The 18,254-nt window shown below is 51.6% G+C and carries 14 protein-coding genes; 7 read left to right on the top strand and 7 right to left on the bottom strand.

Going from position 1 to position 18,254, the window contains the following annotated elements; translation table 11 throughout:
* Positions 1–145 precede the first annotated feature (145 nt).
* Together ACO6V1_RS17030 and ACO6V1_RS17025 are read left to right on the top strand one after the other, a co-directional pair.
* Positions 146–2,284 carry an FAD-dependent oxidoreductase gene (locus ACO6V1_RS17030; RefSeq protein WP_422449806.1) on the top strand — a complete coding sequence of 713 codons (2,139 nt, stop codon included), beginning with the start codon at positions 146–148 and terminating at the stop codon, positions 2,282–2,284.
* 38 nt (positions 2,285–2,322) lie between these two features.
* Positions 2,323–3,051 (top strand): hypothetical protein, encoded by a 729-nt coding sequence (locus ACO6V1_RS17025; RefSeq protein ID WP_422467758.1) that lies wholly within the window; start codon positions 2,323–2,325, stop codon positions 3,049–3,051.
* On the opposite strand, the gene ACO6V1_RS17020 is transcribed toward ACO6V1_RS17025, so the two are convergent.
* Both ACO6V1_RS17020 and ACO6V1_RS17015 read right to left on the bottom strand, forming a co-directional pair.
* Positions 3,046–3,534: a hypothetical protein gene (locus ACO6V1_RS17020; protein ID WP_422467756.1), complete on the bottom strand. Its 489-nt coding sequence runs from the start codon at positions 3,532–3,534 to the stop codon at positions 3,046–3,048. The genes ACO6V1_RS17025 and ACO6V1_RS17020 overlap by 6 nt on opposite strands.
* Before the next feature lie 175 nt (positions 3,535–3,709).
* Positions 3,710–4,963, bottom strand: coding sequence for a sterol desaturase family protein (locus tag ACO6V1_RS17015; RefSeq protein WP_422449809.1), 1,254 nt, complete (start codon positions 4,961–4,963; stop codon positions 3,710–3,712).
* 249 nt (positions 4,964–5,212) lie between these two features.
* On the opposite strand from ACO6V1_RS17015, the gene ACO6V1_RS17010 reads away from it, so the two are divergent.
* Entirely contained in the window at positions 5,213–5,644 is a 432-nt protein-coding gene (locus tag ACO6V1_RS17010; protein ID WP_422449810.1) for a hypothetical protein, read from the top strand.
* A gap of 101 nt (positions 5,645–5,745) precedes the next feature.
* Here ACO6V1_RS17010 and ACO6V1_RS17005 read toward each other — a convergent pair whose 3' ends face one another.
* The 5 genes from ACO6V1_RS17005 to nagB form a co-directional block, all read right to left on the bottom strand.
* Entirely contained in the window at positions 5,746–7,899 is a 2,154-nt protein-coding gene (locus ACO6V1_RS17005; protein WP_422462205.1) for an ankyrin repeat domain-containing protein, read from the bottom strand.
* Positions 7,900–8,016: 117 nt separating this feature from the next.
* Positions 8,017–8,184: a hypothetical protein gene (locus ACO6V1_RS17000; protein ID WP_422449812.1), complete on the bottom strand. Its 168-nt coding sequence runs from the start codon at positions 8,182–8,184 to the stop codon at positions 8,017–8,019.
* A 274-nt stretch (positions 8,185–8,458) separates the two neighbouring features.
* Positions 8,459–9,676 (bottom strand): ROK family protein, encoded by a 1,218-nt coding sequence (locus ACO6V1_RS16995; protein WP_422449813.1) that lies wholly within the window; start codon positions 9,674–9,676, stop codon positions 8,459–8,461.
* Entirely contained in the window at positions 9,673–10,863 is a 1,191-nt protein-coding gene (nagA, locus tag ACO6V1_RS16990; protein ID WP_422462203.1) for an N-acetylglucosamine-6-phosphate deacetylase, read from the bottom strand. The genes ACO6V1_RS16995 and nagA overlap by 4 nt, the downstream gene beginning before the upstream one ends.
* Before the next feature lies 1 nt (position 10,864).
* Positions 10,865–11,665: a glucosamine-6-phosphate deaminase gene (nagB, locus tag ACO6V1_RS16985; RefSeq protein WP_422449815.1), complete on the bottom strand. Its 801-nt coding sequence runs from the start codon at positions 11,663–11,665 to the stop codon at positions 10,865–10,867.
* A 237-nt stretch (positions 11,666–11,902) separates the two neighbouring features.
* Here nagB and ACO6V1_RS16980 point away from each other — a divergent pair, with 237 nt between their 5' ends.
* The 4 genes from ACO6V1_RS16980 to ACO6V1_RS16965 form a co-directional block, all read left to right on the top strand.
* A complete protein-coding gene (locus ACO6V1_RS16980) occupies positions 11,903–12,352 on the top strand; it encodes a glucose PTS transporter subunit EIIB (RefSeq protein ID WP_422449816.1) in 450 nt (149 codons plus the stop codon).
* Positions 12,349–14,913 carry a phosphoenolpyruvate--protein phosphotransferase gene (ptsP, locus tag ACO6V1_RS16975; RefSeq protein ID WP_422449817.1) on the top strand — a complete coding sequence of 855 codons (2,565 nt, stop codon included), beginning with the start codon at positions 12,349–12,351 and terminating at the stop codon, positions 14,911–14,913. The genes ACO6V1_RS16980 and ptsP overlap by 4 nt, the downstream gene beginning before the upstream one ends.
* Before the next feature lie 230 nt (positions 14,914–15,143).
* The gene (locus ACO6V1_RS16970) at positions 15,144–17,636 is read left to right on the top strand and encodes a DMSO/selenate family reductase complex A subunit (RefSeq protein WP_422462197.1); all 2,493 of its coding nucleotides are present in this window, start codon (positions 15,144–15,146) and stop codon (positions 17,634–17,636) included.
* Between the two features lie 21 nt (positions 17,637–17,657).
* Positions 17,658–18,254: DMSO/selenate family reductase complex B subunit (locus ACO6V1_RS16965; protein ID WP_422467754.1), on the top strand; the 597-nt coding region annotated here is incomplete at its 3' end.

Raw genomic sequence — 18,254 nt, 5'->3', positions numbered from 1 at the left:
AGGGCCGGCTCGCAACGAAGCTTCAACAGGCCAAACAGCCACAGTTTCTAATTTGACAATAATGGCTGGCATTATACGGGAAAAAACGTATGATTTTGCAGGGATTGTCGTATCAAACAGATGTTTGTAGCTACTGGAAGGTGTTATGAATAACAAGAAATGGCTTTTGCTGACAGTGCTGGCCGCAGCAATTGGTGCGTTTTACGCCCTGGACGGTCAGCAATACCTGACCCGTGATTTCTTTCAGGGCCTTTATCGTGATGATCCGGTACTGACGGCTGTCGCTTTCTTTATCATCTACGTAGCGGTAACCGGCCTGTCACTGCCGGGAGCGGCAGTGCTTACGGTGGTGGCGGGGGCCATTTTTGGCCTGTTTCATGGTGTGTTGCTGGTCTCTTTTGCCAGCACCCTGGGAGCCACCCTGGCTTTTCTGTTTTCCAGAACCTTATTAAGAGACTGGGTAGCACAAAAGTTTTCCGGTTATCTGGAGACCATTAACAACGGCGTGAACAAGGACGGAGCCTTTTATCTGGCAACGCTCCGACTGATTCCGGCGGTGCCTTTCTTTGTGATCAACCTGGTGATGGGGCTGACCTCCATGCGGGTCCTGACCTTCAGCCTGGTCAGTCAGCTGGGAATGCTCCCGGGCACGGCGGTTTTCGTCAATGCCGGTGCCCAGCTTGGTCTGGTGGAGGAGCTGTCTCTTGAAGGGATTTTAACGCCACCATTGATCGCTTCATTTGTACTTTTGGGTATTTTCCCCTGGATTGCCAGAATGGTGATGGAGTGGTTAAGACGTCGTCGTTTATATCGCAGCTACCCGCAGCCTGCACAGTTTGATAATAACCTGACCGTGATTGGTGCCGGTTCTGCCGGGCTGGTCAGCAGCTATATTGCTGCGGCGGTCAAGGCCAAAGTATCACTGATTGAAAAGCATAAAATGGGGGGCGATTGCCTGAATACCGGGTGTGTGCCCAGCAAAGCCCTGATTCGCTCCGCCAAAATGGCCCATTACCTGAAGCGGGCCGATGAGTTCGGTATAGAACATGCGTCCGGGCAGGTTAATTTCGCCAAAGTAATGGAGAGGGTTCAGGAGGTTGTTGGCAAGGTTGAGCCCCACGATTCTGTGGAGCGTTATTCCGGTCTGGGAGTTAACTGTATCAGTGGCTCCGCGCAGCTGATCAGCCCCTGGGAAGTAGCAGTGGATGGTAAAAGAATCACGTCCCGAAATATTGTCATTGCCAGTGGTGGTCGCCCCTATGTGCCACCGCTGCCGGGTCTTGAGCAAATCGAATACTACACATCGGACACCATTTGGGGCTTGCGCAAGAAGCCCGGTCGAATGCTGGTGATTGGCGGTGGCCCTATTGGCTGTGAACTGACTCAGGCCTTCACCAGGCTGGGGGTTCAGGTTATTCAGGTGGATCACGGAGCCCGGCTGTTGCATCGTGAAGATGACGATGTTTCAAAACTGGTGATGAATCAGTTTATTCAGGATGGCGTCGACCTGAGGCTGAAACACGAAGCCCGTTCTTTCCATAAGTTGCCGGATCCGGACACCGGCGTCGAGCGTCAATTTCTGGCAGCGGAATTTGCCGGTCAGACCGTAGAAATTGACTTTGATATCGCCCTGTTTGCCACGGGTCGCAAAGCCAATACGGCAAATCTTGGCCTTGAAGCGCTGGGTATCGAGTTAACTGAGCGGGGAACCATTGAGGTTAATGACTACATGCAGACCCGTTACCCCAATATCTATGCCTGTGGCGATGTTGCAGGACCTTACCAGTTTACCCATACGGCGGCACATCAGGCCTGGTATTGTGCGGTGAATGCACTGTTTGGCCGTTTCAAAAAGTTCAAAGTGGATTACTCAGTAATTCCCTGGTGTACCTTTACCGATCCGGAAGTGGCCAGAGTGGGTTTGAATGAGCAGGAGGCCCGGGAACAGGGCATTGCCTATGAAGTGACCAAATACGGTATTGATGACCTGGATAGAGCCATAGCGGATGAAGAGGCACGGGGCTTTGTGAAAGTGCTGACCGTGCCGGGCAAGGATAAGATTCTGGGAGTCACCATTGTTGGTTATCATGCCGGTGAGCTGATTACGGAGTATATCAGTGCCATGAAACACGGTCTGGGTCTTAATAAAATCCTGGGGACTATTCATATCTACCCGACACTGAGCGAAGCCAACAAATACGCTGCGGGTGAGTGGAAAAAAGCCCATGCACCCCAGGGTGTATTGTCGCTGGTGGAAAAATACCACGCGTGGATGCGCCATTGACTATCATTAAGGGGTCATTATAAACATAAGGATGTTTAATGAGTGACCCGGACCCGTCTGATGGTGGCCCGACAGAGGATCCCTCAAAGGATTCTGTAAATAACAGCCCAAGGTTAGCGTCGGCTGCCATCAGCGAAGATAAGAAAATCTTCAAAGAGCTGAAAAAAATCCTCAAGAACCGAAGTGTTATGCTGGCTGAGCCTTCTTCCCGAAAGAGTCTCAAAACCAATAACAAGAGCCTTCTGGCAAGAATAAAAAACTTTCTGCCAACCTCTGTCTATAAGATGGTCTCCCGTCTCAAACCTATTGATAAACAGAAAAAGATTGGAACGATGATTGCGCTGGTCCAGCAGAAGAATCAAATGGCCTGGCAGCGCCTGGGAGAAGGCAAGGCTGAGGGTGTCCGTGATCACGCGTTACGCAAGCTACAGCTGGATTGTGAGCAGTCGCAGCTCTGGCTGGACCTGCTGGAGGGCCGTGGGCAGTCCAGGGTGACTGAAGAGCGGGCTCGGGTGGTTGACTGTCTCAAGGACTGTGTTGCCGCAAACGTTGCCAGTGACTTCAGGCAGGCGGATAAAGCTTACGTTGAGGCTGTTCATGATCTCAAGTTATCCATCATTCATGAAAATGATCTGAAAATTGAGCTGCAGGCACCTAAGGCGTCTTCTCCCCTGGCCGGGGAGCTGAGGCAATTTGAGAAAATGCTGGTGGATGAGGCATCAGCCTTGGAAGCCTATCGGTTGTATGGGCAGAATCAACGGTCATGACGAGTTTCTGCTGTTGGTTCGATCAACTTCTTTGCCCAAATGACAAGTTACCTGTTTCCCTTCAGCATTCGTTTTAGTGATTATTTTCAGGCATAACATGTCAGTCTCATTCCACTTTATGTGAAGCCACTTCGCTTCCTGCAGAAGCCTCGTTTTTTCCTGGGCAAATGCTTCGGCAGATTCAAAGTCACTGCTATGACAATCCAGTATTTTTTCCAGGTTGCCAAAAGGAAAAACTGCAGTAGTTACGGTCTCCCTTACATGATACATAGGCTGAGAGTGGGATGAAGAAACAGTACGATCCGAAATATCCTTTTGTTGCAGGTCAGAACTGTCATTTTGGTCTGATCGTTTTGACAGGAAGTTGGAAATATTGTGGGCAATGGTCACCACTCTTCCACAAAACCAACGCACAATGTTAAGCGGCAGTTTTAATGCCGCCTTAACATAATGAGTAATATTTTCAACTGTGTTGTTAATCATTATTTAAATTCCTTAAATTTCAATAATTTGCCCTCAAATATCGAAAGACTTTGTCAGGGGGGAATTATTATGAGAACGCCGTTTTCTAACTTAGACTGTGTACGGCCAGGTAAGTTCCATATGCCCCTTGGCCAGGACAGGCCGGGAGGCATAAGTGTTCTGTGGGTAATAAAGATTAAGGCTGGGCTTCAGTCGGGTCCGGGATCATAGAATAGGCAGAAGGGCTGGCAATACCACTGGTTTTCAGCACCAGCAGTGACATAACTCCGCTGACTAAAACAAACTGCCAGGTCCAGTCTGGCATCAGATCAATCCATATACCATTGGATACAACGATGGTTGCCCCGGTAAATACAAAGCGTATGGCTTCAATAACGATCAATCCGGTGAATTTTTCCAGCAACCAGCCAATACCGATCAGGTTCAGTGCAAGAACAAATGTCCAGAGTGCATTGAAGCCGTAAGGCGTGTTGTGGCTGATGGCTAACAATACCGTGGTTGCCAGCACAAGCATGGCAAAGTGGATCAGTGCATAGACTTTCAAGCCCATGCTGACGTCAGGGTTATAGTTCTTATAGCCGTGAATATCCGGCATCTTCATCGGTGAGGCGATGTCCGCAGGTCGATAGCCTGTGCGTCTGAACCAGAGTGTGAGTTTGTCTTTCCAGCTTTTGGTATTAAAGGCATCCCTGCACATCCCGGTATAAAGATGCAGGTTTGCCCACACCGGGTTCCAGCTTCTCAGAGGCGTTAGCGTGCCGTAGCGGATGGGCTCATAGTTTTCATCTTCTTCGATAAATGTGCCAAACAGCCGGTCCCAGATAATAAATACCCCACCATAATTCTTATCCAGATACTTCCGGTTTTTGGCATGGTGCACCCGATGGTTTGAAGGGGTAACAAACAGCCGTTCAAACCAGCCAAGCTTTGGAATATGGCGGGTATGCACCCAATATTGATAAAGCAGATTCATCAGGCTTACCGTCAAAAAGACATAAGGCGGGATGCCAAGAATGGCCATGGGAATGTAGAACACCCATGAGAACAGAAAGCCGGTGCTGGTCTGGCGCAGAGCCGTGGTCAGATTATACTCCTCACTCTGGTGATGCACCGAGTGGGCGGCCCAGAGCAGGTTGATTTCATGGCCTTTGCGATGATTCCAGTAATAGAAAAAATCCTGCAAGACAAACCCAAGGACCCATACCCAGAGGGCGTTGCTATCCAGTGACAGGAGCGCTGCATGATTATAAATAAGGGTATAAATACCCAGTTTGAAAATAACACCCGTGGTGACGTTAAGCATCCCCGTACTCAGGCTGTTTATGGCATCGTTAATTCGATAGTAATCCTTCTTGCGAATGATGGTGGCGATCACTTCAACAAGGATCATCAGCAAGAAGATTGGTATGGCGTACACAATCGGATTCATGGGGCGAGCCTGATTATTGTTGTTATAGGCCTGTTTTTAACATGAGTCCCAACGAAAAGCATGGTTTTTCATCAATTGAACACGTCTTATGCTGCCTGGATTTTAGATTGGAACCAGAATTAGCCTCTTACCGGTAGTTGACCGGTTAGACAACTACAGTTGTCTGAAATTTTAAATTCCCATTTATGAACTTTTCTGTTTTTTTTGGGGTCGTACCAAGTACCAAAAAAACTCATGTTTTTGTGATTTATGACTCCTTTATCAAACCAGGCTGCTGGGGCTACTCCAAAAAATACTTCCTGCGATTCTCAGGCTCCTGCTGCGGGCACTGCTTTTGGAGGGCATAAAGTCTCCATAGTGAATTTGGAGAAGGGGCAAGTCTTGATGGCTTTATATAATTACGCCCGTAACCCGATGGGCAGTTTTTATAGCCCTCCCGAGTCACACAATCCTACGCCCGCATACCCTCCAAACATGTATACCTTCAAGATTAAGGATTCTGATAAATTTATGTCTCTTGATGAAGCGAGTTCACTGGTTTCTGAAACGCTGAATCTTGAATATGTCCGGGGCAGAGCAATTAAAACTAATATATCAGGAGATGTCATAGATACACGTCGATATGACAGAGATAATGGCGAAGGTGTCGGTGCAATGGCTATTCAGAGCCTGACAAAATAACGAGAAAGAAAAAGAGCGTCATTATGTTATATGGCGCTATTTTTCCTGTTACTCATCGTTAAAGAATGTTTTCACCCAAAATCGTCGTAAAGAATTTTTCCCTAAACAGTCTCAGCAGGTTCCTTTCCTGACTGAAGCCCCGTTGCCTTGCGTGACTGAATCGCTTTATCGATCAAGGCAACGATACTCCTGTTACCACGTTGGACTGCTGCCTGACGGGGGGGGCTTCTCTTGTATTTGCCCAGGGCCCAGCGAACCTTTGCCTGTTCCAGGTCAGCACCGTGCTCCAGCAGCATCGACACAGCAGTCCTGTCATTGGCCGAGGTTGCGGCGTAGAGTGGAGTTGCTCCGTCTTTGTTGGCGGTATTCAACAACGCATTGCCAAACCCGGCTCTTTCTGACTCTGGCACTTCACTGATGACCCCCAGTATATACTGGACAATCCTGGCAAACCCACCTCGTGCAGCAATGAATAGCGGCGTAGCACCATGAGCGTCAGTGGCATTAACCACCTGCCTGGCTACCTTGCTCCGCTGTGGTTGCGGTACCGCTGAAACAGACTCCAGCAGTGACTTTATGATCCTGCTATTGCCCATGCTGGCCGCTAAATGGAGAGGCTGCCTCTCACCCCTGCGCCCATTGTGTTTGTCAGGGGCCAGCACCTTGATCATGGTATCGGCTCTTTTAGCCTCCGGCGAGTTTTTCAGGGCCTCCATGAAGCAGCATACCACCCGGTCATCACCTCTTTTGATCGCTTTACACAGCGGGGTTTGGCCGTCTTTGCTGGCAGCATTCATGACCGCCACCAGTGCCCGGGCAATATCTGCCTCAGGCAATGCCAGCAGGTAGTTCAGGAAAGTTAACACGACCGACTCATTGGCATTCTGTGCGGCAAGATGCAACGGGGTCTCGCCATTGCTATGGCGGGGTGTCATGAGCATGATGGCAACATTTGCCTTTTCTGCCTCCGGTACACCCTGCAAGGCCGTATTCAGCAGGCATTCTGTGGCCTCAACAAGCCCTCCCCCGGCAGTGATATGGAGTGGAGAAACCGGATGGTTGGTCGCGTCGGACGGGGCTGCCCGTTTTGCCAGTTCCGGGTCTTCGGTCAGTAACTCCCGGAGCCGGACCAGGTCATTATTACTACAGGCAGCCAGTACTGGTGCCATCTGGCGGGGGGGAGTCAATCTTCGGTATGTTCCCGGGGCGCAGCGAACCTTTACCTGTTCCGGGTCAGCACCATGCGCCAGCAGCATCGACACAATAGGCCTGTCTTTAACCGAGGTTGCTGCGTAGAGTGGGGTTGCCCCATCTTTGTTGGCGGTATTCACCAACGCATTTCCAACCCCGGCCCTTTCTGACTCTGGCACTTCACTGATGACCGCCAGTATATACTGGACAATCCTGCCAAACCTGCCTTGTGCAGCAATGATTAGCGGCGTAGCACCATGGGCGTCAGTGGCATTCACCACCGCCCTGGCTACCTTGCTCCGCTCTGAAGACGGTACCGCTGAAACAGTCTCCAGCAATAACTTGATGATCCCGCTATTGCCCATGCTGGCAGCCAAATGGAGTGGCTGCCTCTCACCCTTACCCTCGCTCTGCCTGTCAGGGGCCAGCACCTTGATCATGGTATCGGCTCTTTTGGCCTCCGGTGAGTATTTCAGGACCTCCAGGAAGCAGCATACCATCCGGTCATCGCCTCTTTTGATCGCTATACACAGCGGGGTTTGGCCATCTTTACGGGCAGTATTCATGACCGTCACCAGTGCCCTGGCAGTATCTGCCTCAGGCAATGTCAGCAGGTAGTTCAGGAAAGTTAACAAGACCCACTCATTGGCATTCTGAGCGGCAAGATAAAACGGGGTTACGCCATTACTATTACGGAGCGTCATGAGCATGATGGCGGTATTAGCCTTTTCTGCCTCCGGTACACCCTGCAAGGCTGTATTCAGCAGGTATTCTGTAGCCTCCTTATGCCCTCCCTGGGCAGTGATATGGAGTGGAGAAACCGGATGGTTGGTCGCGCCGGACGGAGCTGTCAGTTTTGCCAGTTCCGGGTCTTCGGCCAGTAACTCCCGGAGCCAGACCAGGTTATTATTGCGGCAGGCGGCCAGTACTGATGCCTCGTTCAACGGATTAGAGCGGTCATCACCATCGCTTATCCCGGTATCCGGTGCCGCCAGAACCTGCAAAGGCAGCGCCTCAACAGGCTGTGGATGGGAGCTGGAAGGAACACTCTGGATCGTATTCATAACTATAACCTGATGACATGGATGAAGATCGTTGGCAACTATTCGCATGGTCAGTAGCTGGTTTATTAGTTATTGGAGTTTTTATCAAATTGCTATTCAGCTGAATTCATTATTCTTTTAGCCATTTCGATTGCTATAAACCAGCATTAATACAATTGCTTTATCGAGTCCTGCAATGGAGACTTTGTGAGGGTCAAGTGAGGCACCTGAATTTGATGTTGAAGAGTTGGTTTGTTCCTGCGGCGATGTAACTGCCGCTGATGAAGCGCCTTGTATAGGTTGCATTGCAATATCCTCCGTTAGTTTATGACAACAACCTACTAAATAAGTTCGATTATTTGAAAATGGAATTGCTGAATGATCCAAATTAACGACAGATGTTTAATTATGGAAGCCCAAAGCCCAAAGCCCTAGGCCTCACGGCTTCGCTGGGGCCCTCATGGCCAACGACTGTTCCTTTCGATGCACTGACTGCTGGCTTTAACAGCCAGCTTTTTTCCTGATAGCATCGCAAAATCGAGCCTGGCTCACAGTAACAATATCTCCCTTCCCCGCTTTCTTACTGGATAAGTTTCAATAGCAGCCCCTCTTCCAGAAGCGCCCTTCTTACCAGGGTAAACCCGCCATACCATGGGCTGTCATAAAGCGTTGAGTAAACGACGCTGGTTTCAAGGTTTTCATTGATTGAAACCGTCTGCGTTTTCAGACAATGTTTGATCACCGGGTGGATAATCGTGGCGGCGGCACAGATCTCACCGGCAAGCACCACCGTGTCCGGTCGCAGCAGGTTGACACTCATGGCTATTGCCCTGCCAAGGTTACCGGCGGCTTCTTTCAGTAGATCATTTGCCAGCTGATCGCCCTCGTTCGCGGCATGACAGATTGCCAGGATATCCGCCTTTTTTGTCTGGCTCTTATTTAACAGACTGGGAACACCCGACGCCAGCAGCTTATGACAGCGCTTTTCTATGGCCGGATTACAGACCAGGGTTTCCAGGCAGCCAAAGTTACCGCAGTAACACCGTTCTCCCAGCGGATCGATCTGAATATGGCCAATCTCGCCAACGGCCAGGGTGCTGCCTTCATAGAGCTTATCGTCCAGAATCATACCGGCTCCCACCCCGTTATGGACGCTGACAAAGAGGCTGTTTCTAAATCCACGGCTGACACCAAAGTGGTGCTCGGCCAGCGCCATGGACGAAATAAAGTTGTTGATAAAGCAGGGAATCCCCAATGCGTCAGACACCTGCTCTGCCAAAGGGAGATTGCTGACCGAAAGGTGGGGCATGAAAGTAATAATCCCTTTGGCTGAATTGACCAGCCCGGGCGTTGTGATGCCAACACCGGCCAGACAACGAATATACTTCTTATGGGTTTTGAGGAATTTTCTCAGTGAGGCAATCAGCTGTTTGGTAAATTCAACCTGATTCAAAGGCTGAATTGGCTCTGAGTACTCAGCCAGCAGCTTGCCTGACAGGTCACACAACCCCAGGTGGAGTTTGGTTCTGCCTGCCCTTGCCGCAAGAATCTGGATCTGGCCCTGCCGGGGAGCCAGCGATGTGGCCCGACGCCCCCGTTCAGAGGTCTGCTGTTCCTGTTCAACAATCAGGCCTGCTTCCATCAGTTGTCGGGTGATACGGGTCACGCTACCGGCAGCCAGACGACATTGTCTGGCTATCTGGATTCTCGAGATGGAGCCATGATCAACAATCGCTTGGTAAACAGCAGAAATGTTCCGCTCTTTTACAAAGTCCAGATTAGCAATTACTGTCGTCATTTTTGTAGTTTCAGCTCACCACCGCTCACCGTACCCTGCAGGGTAAAGTTGTCATCGAAAATGGCAAGGTTGGCAAACTGCCCAACCGCAATGCTGCCCATCTGACTTTCAATATGAATGGCTTTTGCTGCATTGACGGTAGCCATGCGAATCACTGCCTGAGGCTCAATCCCTGCCCGAATGCTATTGGCGACCGCAGCAATCATGGTGAGTGCGGAGCCTGCCAGGGTGCCATCTGCATTGGAGCACTTGCCATCCTGGTGATAGATGGTTTGTCCGGCGAAGACAAAGGTGGCCATATCCGTACCGGTCGGCGTGGTTGCATCGGTCACCAGCACCAGACGGTCCTGCATCAGACGATGGGCGATGCGCAGGTTTTCCCAGGACAGGTGAAGACCGTCAGCAATGATACCGGCACCCATAGCATGGCTGTCAAAGACGGCACCTACCACACCAGGCTCGCGGCTGCCCAGGGGGCTCATGGCGTTATGCAGATGAGTGGCAAAGGTTGCCCCCGCCTGTTCTGCCGCTTTAGCCTGTGCACAGGTGGCATTGGTGTGGCCGATGGACACAACAATGCCCGCTTTACTCAGCGTTTCAATGGTGCCTTCAGGGCAGACTTCCGGTGCCAGTGTCACCATGGCAATGACGTCTGCATTGTCACAGAAAAAATCGATCATTGCGCAGGAGGGCGCACGTATGACGTCCGGATCATGAATGCCTTTGCGCTGAGGGTTCAGATAAGGGCCTTCCAGATGGACGCCGGGTACACGATCCGGATGCCTGGCCATGTATTCACGGGTGACCTTGACCGCTTGTCGCATATCCTCATCACTGCTGGTAATCAGCGTAGGCAGAAATGCCGTACAACCTGAGCGGAGGTTGTTCTTGTGCATGATATCCAGCGTATCGATGGCGATATCACTGTGAAAAAGAACACCACCACAGCCGTTTAATTGCAGGTCGATAAAACCAGGGCTTAACGTAAGACCGCCGATGTCTACTTTTTTCAGGCTATCAGCACCCTGATGACCACCGGCAATATCCTCCGCCTTGCCAATGGCCGAAATTCGGCCATTCTCTATAATGATGGTATCAAACGACGACTGTTCCGGGTCACCGGTTAACGGTTTGAAATTAACCAGCGCGTAACTCTTTTCCGGGCTGATGACCAGATCCGCAGACATATCAAAAGTCCCTGATGTTTTCAGACTCAATATCCTGGAAGTAGCGCAGAGTGCGAACTTTCAGATCCAGGGTGGCAGGGTCATCACAGATCATCGTCGCTTTTGGATGAAGCTGCAGGGCTGAGATTGTCCACATATGGTTGACTGATCCTTCAACCGTGGCCTGAACCGCACGGGATTTATCAGAACCCGTGGCCAGAATCATCAGCTCACGGGAGTCCAGAACCGTTCCGACACCCACGGTAAGTGCCAGTTTTGGTACCTGGCTGATGTCCTGATCAAAGAAGCGCGCGTTGGCTTCACGGGTTTCCGTGGTCAGCGTCTTCAGGCGGGTACGGGAGGATAGTGAAGAACCGGGTTCATTAAATGCGATGTGCCCATCGTGTCCGACACCACCCATAAACAGCTCAATACCGCCACAATGTTTAATCGCTGTTTCATAACGCAGGCATTCAGCTTCCAGATTTTCTGCGTTACCGTCCAGAAAGTTAATGTTTGCTGCCGGGATATCCATATGATCAAAGAAGTGGCGGTGCATGAACATTCGGTAACATTCCGGGTGATCGGCAGGCAGGCCAACGTATTCGTCCATGTTGAAGGTAACAACATGGGCAAAGCTGACTTCTCCTTCCCTGTGCAGACGAACCAGTTCCTGATATGTCGGGATGGGTGTGCCGCCGGTTGGCAGGCCGAGAACAAAGGGGCGTTCAGGGGTCGGATTAAATGCCTTGATCCGGCTGACAATGTATCGAGCAGCCCAACGACCAACGGCTGGCTTGTTTTTCAGAGGTATAAAGCGCATGTCGTGAACTCCAGGCTTCTCTAACCTGCTCAGGGGGTGTTGTCATAGCTTATTTATTTTTTAATGAAAAATAAAGGCGGTTGGCAATGTGCTCAACGGGTAGAAAATGTCTTTAAGTAATGATCTGAGTCAATGTATTTGCTTTTTTATTTTTCTTGGAAAAATAAATCAGTAAAATTCCGCGCCACACTGAACGAGACATACTCTCACTGTAAAGAATTAAATGGTTGATCAATCATGAACATTTTTGGTTACTTGCAGAAACTCGGTAAGGCGCTGATGCAGCCCTTTGCCGGTAAGGTAAAGAAAAGTGCGGCTACTGGAGATCTGAGTGCTACCCAGTCGCGTCAGACTCAGCAAGTAGCGGCGGCTGTTTCTACGGAGACAGTGAAAAAAAAAGTGGAAGTAAAAGATACTGCTCTGTTCGCCCGTCAGTGCCTGAAAGTGCTGGGTGGCCACCAGAACGTGACTCAGATTGATGCCTGTGTCACACGCCTGCGTCTGACGCTGAAAGATACGGCCAGCGTCAGTGATGACCGTATTAAGGCGCTGGGGGCAGCGGCGGTGGTTCGTGTGGGTGACAAGAACCTGCAAATCGTCGTCGGTCCCCAGGCTGAAATAATTGCTGATGAAATGAAAAAGATCCCGGTGACGGATGATCTTGCCAATGTTGAGGTTTCTGCATGACGCTCTCCCATCAAGATGTCAAAAAAGAGGGCAAACCTTGCCAACTGTCACTGGTTGCGCCTCTGTCCGGAATGCTGTTATCCATCGAGGAATCCACTGACCCGGTATTTGCTGGTCGACTGATCGGTGACGGTATTGTGATCAACCCAACGGACTCTGTGGTACTGGCACCGTGCGCCGGTACCATCAGCCAGCTCCATGACGCCAGACATGCCGTGGCGATCAAGACAGATTCCGGTGTGGAAGTGTTGATCCATGTGGGCATCGATACGGTTGTTCTGCGTGGTGAAGGCTTTGAGACCAACGTTAAAATAGGCGACAAAGTGTCTGTTGGTCAGCAGCTGTTGTCGTTTGATCCCGAGTTTGTCGGAGCCAGGGCGGCCAGCCTGCAGACCGCGATTATGATCACCACCGGGGAAACCGGTGTGGTGGTAAATCCCCGTACCGAAGTAACAGCGGGGCAGGATACCGTATTTGCCATTGGGGCTGAGCCTGAAAAGGAGATGTCCACCGAGAGCAAATACAGCCGCCAGGACAGCATTACCCTGACAGACGATTTTGTGTTGATGAACCCATTGGGTCTTCATGCCCGCCCTTCTGCCACTCTGATTCAGATTATCAAAGGCTTCAATTCTGATGTGATGATTCTGAACAAAGACACTGGCAAAGAGTGCAAGGCCAACAGTCTGACTGCTCTGATGGGGCTGCAGACGGTGCTGGGTTCTAACCTGCAAATCACCGTCACCGGCCCTGATGCCAAAGAAGCGATGGCAGCCATTCTGGATGGTTTCCGCAGTGGTTTGGGTGAAGCCGTGGCCGACGTGCTGCCGGGCGCTGATGAAGCCATGGAAGAAGAAGCGCCACTGCTTGGACCGGTAGAAGGCTCCGATGGTCGTTTACCCGGCGTTAAAGCGGCACCGGGTATGGCCATTGGCAAGCTGCACCATCTGGTTCATGAACTGCCCAGCTACCCGGAAGAGGGTGTTGGTGTCAGCGATGAACTGGGTCAGCTTGGCTACGGTATCCAAAAAGCCCGGGAGTCCCTGCAGCAGCTGGTGACTAAAATGGAAGCGGATCATGTAGGTGGTCATGCAGAAGTATTTGTTGCCCATCAGCAGTTACTGGACGACCCGGCGATCAGTGATCGTGCCCGTGAACTGATTGAAGCAGGCAAGAGCGCCATGTGGGCATGGCACCGAAGTTTTCTGGCCGAAGCGGATGAAATGCGCAAGCTGGATAACCCGCTGCTGGCGGCCCGGGCCATCGATGTAGAAGACGTTGGTCTTCGGGTTCTGCGTTACCTGATGGGCGTTGAAGGCGGCACCGATCAGCTGCCGGAAAACACCATTCTCTGTCTGGAAGACATTACGCCTTCTGAAGTGGTGACTCTCGATCGCCAGCGCGTGATTGGTATCGTGACCCTGCACGGCGGCGCGACTTCCCATGCGGCGATTCTGGCCGGTTCCCTGGGTATTCCTTACCTGGTCAACGTACCGGGCAGTGTTCGTCAGTATGAGAACGGTACCGATGTTATCCTGAACACCAACAAGGGTTACATGCTGGTTAATCCTACTCAGGAAGAGATCGACAGAACCGTTGCCCGCCAGGAACGTGCGGCGGCGGAACATGCTGCGGCGCTGCAAGTGGCGGACCAGCCTGCGGTGACTCTGGATGGCCATCATGTTGAGATCGCTGCCAATATCGCCAACCAGGACGATGCGGAAAAAGCGGTCAAAATGGGTGCTGAAGCGGTAGGTCTGCTGCGTTCCGAGTTCCTCTATATGGAACGTGCAACCGAACCCACCATGGATGAGCAGATAAAAGCCTACGAAGGTATTCTGGACGCTATGGGTAAAGACCGCCCGGTCATTATCCGTACTCTGGACGTCGGTGGTGACAAGCCTCTGGCTTATCTGCCCCTGCCAAGAGAGGAGAACCCGTTTCTGGGTGAACGTGGCGTGCGTATCGGTATTAACCGTCCGACCATGCTGCGCAAGCAGGTTCGTGCGATCCTGAAGGCGGCTCATGCCGGTCATGCCCGTATCATGTTCCCGATGATCAGCTCCCTGGATGAATTCCGTGCCGTGAAAAAACTGGTGCTGGAAGAGCAGGAAACGACAGGCGTCACCGTTGAAGTGGGTATTATGATTGAGGTGCCGTCCGCTGCGCTGCTGGCCGATCATTTTGCTAAAGAAGTGGACTTCTTCTCCATCGGTACCAATGACCTGACCCAGTACACCCTGGCTGTTGACCGTGGTCATCCAAAACTGGCGGCACGGGTCGATGGTCTTCACCCGGCAGTATTGCGCCTGATCGATATGACGGTGAAAGCAGCCAACAAAGAAGGCAAGTGGACGGGTATCTGTGGCAGCCTGGCCAGTGACCCGAATGCGGTGCCTATCCTGGTCGGCCTGGGCGTTCAGGAACTGTCCATCAGTGTCCCGGCAATCCCGGTGGTTAAGGCCCGTGTTCGCAGTCTGAACTATAAGCACTGCCAGAGCCTGGCCCGTGAAGCGCTGACTCTGGATTCAGTAGAAGACGTAAGAAGTTTGACTGCCTGATCGCAGACGATCGTCTTTCTGAAAGCCCCCTGGTTTTGGCCATGGGGCTTTTTTATTGCTGTCTGAAATATGTAGTTTTCCTGAGTTAGTACGTAGTTGTACTTTAAATCACATGGTCTTGATTCAGGTCATCTGCCGGTTAATTACTGTCCAATTATAATGCCCACCATTTGGTTGGCGGCACTTTTTGTTCACACCTTTATGTCTGCAGGGAAAGCAGAATCTGATAATTGTCTGAGCAATCTGTGATCACGACCAGTATTTATGATGGGGTGGCGATATCAATGAAAGAAATTGTGGATAAAGTGCTTGCTTCCACGGTGAAGCGAAGAACGTTTATGAAGTGGGGAACCGCTGCGGGCGGTGCGGCAGTCGTTGCTGCGCGCACACTACCTGTGAAAGCTTCTGCGACAGAGGCCAAACCTGCGGTTGAAGAGATCAAGTCAGTGTGGTCTGCCTGTACGGTCAACTGCGGCTCCCGCTGTGCACTGCGTCATCAGGTAAAAGACGGTGTGATCATCCATACCGAAACCGATAACACCGGTGACGATATCTATGGTGACCACCAGGTTCGGGCCTGTCTCCGTGGTCGTTCCTTCCGCAAGCGCGTCTACAACCCTGACCGTCTGAAATACCCAATGAAGCGTGTCGGTAAGCGTGGTGAAGGTCGATTTGAGCGCATCAGCTGGGATGAAGCGTTTGACACCATCGCTGATAACCTGAAGCGCATCAAAAAAGAGTATGGCAATGAAGCCATCTATCTCAACTATTGTACTGGTACGCTGGGAGGCACGGTTTCCAAATCCTGGCCACCAGCCGCCACACCGATCGCCCGTCTGATGAACTGCTGGGGCGGTTATCTTAACCACTATGGTGATTACAGTACGGCCCAGATTGCCGTGAGTTTACCGTATTTGTACGGCGGCAGCTGGGTAGATAATAACTGTACGTCAGATGTTGTGAATACCAGGCTGGTGGTCAATTTTGGCAACAACCCGGCGGAAACCCGGATGAGTGGCGGCGGTATTGTTTATCATCTGACCGAAGCCCGGCAACGCAGTAATGCACGTATGATCACCTTTGATCCGCGCATGACCGATACGGTCCTGGGTGCCAATGATGAGTGGGTTCCTCTGCGACCGGGTACCGATGCCGCAATGGTAGCCGGTATGGCGTGGGTGATGATTAGCGAAAACCTGGTGGATAATGAATTCCTGGGCAAGTACACCATCGGCTACGATGAAAACTCACTGCCTGCCAGCGCACCGAAAGGCGCTTCCTGGAAATCCTATATTCTGGGCAAAGGCGATGATGGTGTTGAAAAGACCCCGCAATGGGCGGCAAAAATAACCGGTGTCCCGGCAGACACCATCATCCGTCTGGCCCGTGAAATTGCCATGACCAAACCCTGCAATATTATGCAGGGCTGGGGACTTCAACGCACCGCCAATGGTGAGCAGGCCAGTCGGGCTATCTGTATGCTGGCGGTAATGACCGGTAATGTGGGTATTCCCGGTGGTGGTACTGGTGCCCGTGAAAGCAGCTACTCCATGCCCTTTGCGGTCTTTCCGACACTGACCAACCCGGTATCAACGTCCATTCCCATGTTCCTCTGGACGGATGCCATTTACCGTCATGATGAAATGACCGCGTTGACTGCGGGTATTCGTGGTGCAGAAAAGTTGACTCAGCCCATCAAATTTATCTGGAACTATGCCGGTAACTGCATCATCAACCAGCATGCGGACACCAATCGCACCCATGACATTCTCCAGGATGACAGCCAGTGTGAAATGATTGTGGTGATCGACAACCACATGACGCCCAGTGCACGCTATGCGGATATTCTGCTGCCCGATTTGACCGCGGCTGAACAACCGGATTTCGCCCCTAACGGGTACTGCGGAAATATGGGTTACACCATTTTCTGTGATACTGCGGTTGAGCCGTTGTATGAATGCCGTTCTGTCTATGACATGTGTACCGGAATTGCCAAACGTCTTGGGGTAGAAGCACAGTTCACCGAAGGTCGGGACCAGGAAGCCTGGCTGCGTCATATTTATGCAGAATCCCGGAAAATGAACCCGACACTGGTGGATTTGGACTTTGAGACTTTCCGTGAGCAGGGCATTGTCAAGCAGAAGAATCCCGGTGAACCTCATGTTCAATTCCGTGAGTTCCGGGAAAACCCCGAAAAGCATCCACTGGATACACCCTCCGGTAAAATTGAGATTTATTCAGAACGCCTGGCGAATATTGCCTCCAGCTGGACGCTGGGGGACAGCGATATTATTCGGGCACTGCCTGAATACGTTTCTTCCTGGGAAGGGCATGAGGCAGACCACGCTGAACAGTATCCGCTGCAAATGTTTGGTTTCCACTTTAAAGCCCGTACTCACTCCACTTATGGCAACGTCGATGTGCTGCGGGAAACCAACCGGCAGGAAGTGTGGATCAACCCGGTTGATGCTCACAAGCGCAAGATAAAAGACGGTGACATGCTGAAGGTCTGGAATGACCGTGGCGAGATCCGTGTTGCTGCGAAAGTGACTGAGCGCATTATGCCCGGCGTGGTCGCCATGGGGCAGGGCAGCTGGTACGCACCAGACCGCAGTGGCGTGGACCGGGGCGCGTGTATGAATACGCTGACCACCCAGCGCCCATCGCCACTGGCCAAGGGCAATCCCCAGCACAGCAACCTGGTTAACATTGCCAGGGCATAACAGGACAGGAATTAAAGTTCGATGAAACAACCCTCAATAAAACAACTGGGATTTTACGTCGACACGGCCAAGTGTACGGGCTGCAAAACCTGTCAACTGTCGTGCAAAGATGAGAATGACCTGAAAGTTGGCGTGAACTGGCGCCGGGTTTATGAATACGGCGGTGGTAGCTGGCTTCAGAACGAAGACGGCACCTATGCCCAGGACGTGTTTGCCTACTACACCTCCATCAGCTGTAACCACTGTGCCAAGCCAGCCTGTACCAAGGCTTGCCCAACCGGTGCCATGCATAAGCGTGACCAGGACGGCCTGGTGGTGGTTAACGCCGACGTCTGTGTTGGCTGCCGTTACTGTGAAATGGCCTGCCCCTACGGCGCACCGCAGTTTGATGCCGAGAAGAAAGTCATGACCAAGTGTGATGGCTGTTTCGACCGGGTTGAGCAGGGCAAGCAGCCGATCTGTATCGAATCCTGCCCGCTGCGTGCCCTGGATTTTGGTCCGATCGAAGAACTGCGTGCCAAATACGGCACGGAAGCGGATATCGCGCCACTGCCGGACTCTTCTCTGACTGAGCCATCGCTGGTAATAAAGGCGAGCCGTCATGCCAAACCTTCCGGC

This window comes from Endozoicomonas sp. ALC013, from assembly GCF_049310205.1.
Classification (GTDB): domain Bacteria; phylum Pseudomonadota; class Gammaproteobacteria; order Pseudomonadales; family Endozoicomonadaceae; genus Endozoicomonas.
Note: the sequence above shows the minus strand (reverse complement) of the source record. Positions and strands in the feature narration are given on the sequence as shown.

Coding starts and splice junctions, on each gene's coding strand:
- ACO6V1_RS17030 (WP_422449806.1), top strand. CDS start 146: ATGAATAACAAGAAATGGCTTTTGCTGACAGTGCTGGCCGCAGCAATT.
- ACO6V1_RS17025 (WP_422467758.1), top strand. CDS start 2,323: ATGAGTGACCCGGACCCGTCTGATGGTGGCCCGACAGAGGATCCCTCA.
- ACO6V1_RS17020 (WP_422467756.1), bottom strand. CDS start 3,534: ATGATTAACAACACAGTTGAAAATATTACTCATTATGTTAAGGCGGCA.
- ACO6V1_RS17015 (WP_422449809.1), bottom strand. CDS start 4,963: ATGAATCCGATTGTGTACGCCATACCAATCTTCTTGCTGATGATCCTT.
- ACO6V1_RS17010 (WP_422449810.1), top strand. CDS start 5,213: ATGACTCCTTTATCAAACCAGGCTGCTGGGGCTACTCCAAAAAATACT.
- ACO6V1_RS17005 (WP_422462205.1), bottom strand. CDS start 7,899: ATGAATACGATCCAGAGTGTTCCTTCCAGCTCCCATCCACAGCCTGTT.
- ACO6V1_RS17000 (WP_422449812.1), bottom strand. CDS start 8,184: ATGCAACCTATACAAGGCGCTTCATCAGCGGCAGTTACATCGCCGCAG.
- ACO6V1_RS16995 (WP_422449813.1), bottom strand. CDS start 9,676: ATGACGACAGTAATTGCTAATCTGGACTTTGTAAAAGAGCGGAACATT.
- nagA (WP_422462203.1), bottom strand. CDS start 10,863: ATGTCTGCGGATCTGGTCATCAGCCCGGAAAAGAGTTACGCGCTGGTT.
- nagB (WP_422449815.1), bottom strand. CDS start 11,665: ATGCGCTTTATACCTCTGAAAAACAAGCCAGCCGTTGGTCGTTGGGCT.
- ACO6V1_RS16980 (WP_422449816.1), top strand. CDS start 11,903: ATGAACATTTTTGGTTACTTGCAGAAACTCGGTAAGGCGCTGATGCAG.
- ptsP (WP_422449817.1), top strand. CDS start 12,349: ATGACGCTCTCCCATCAAGATGTCAAAAAAGAGGGCAAACCTTGCCAA.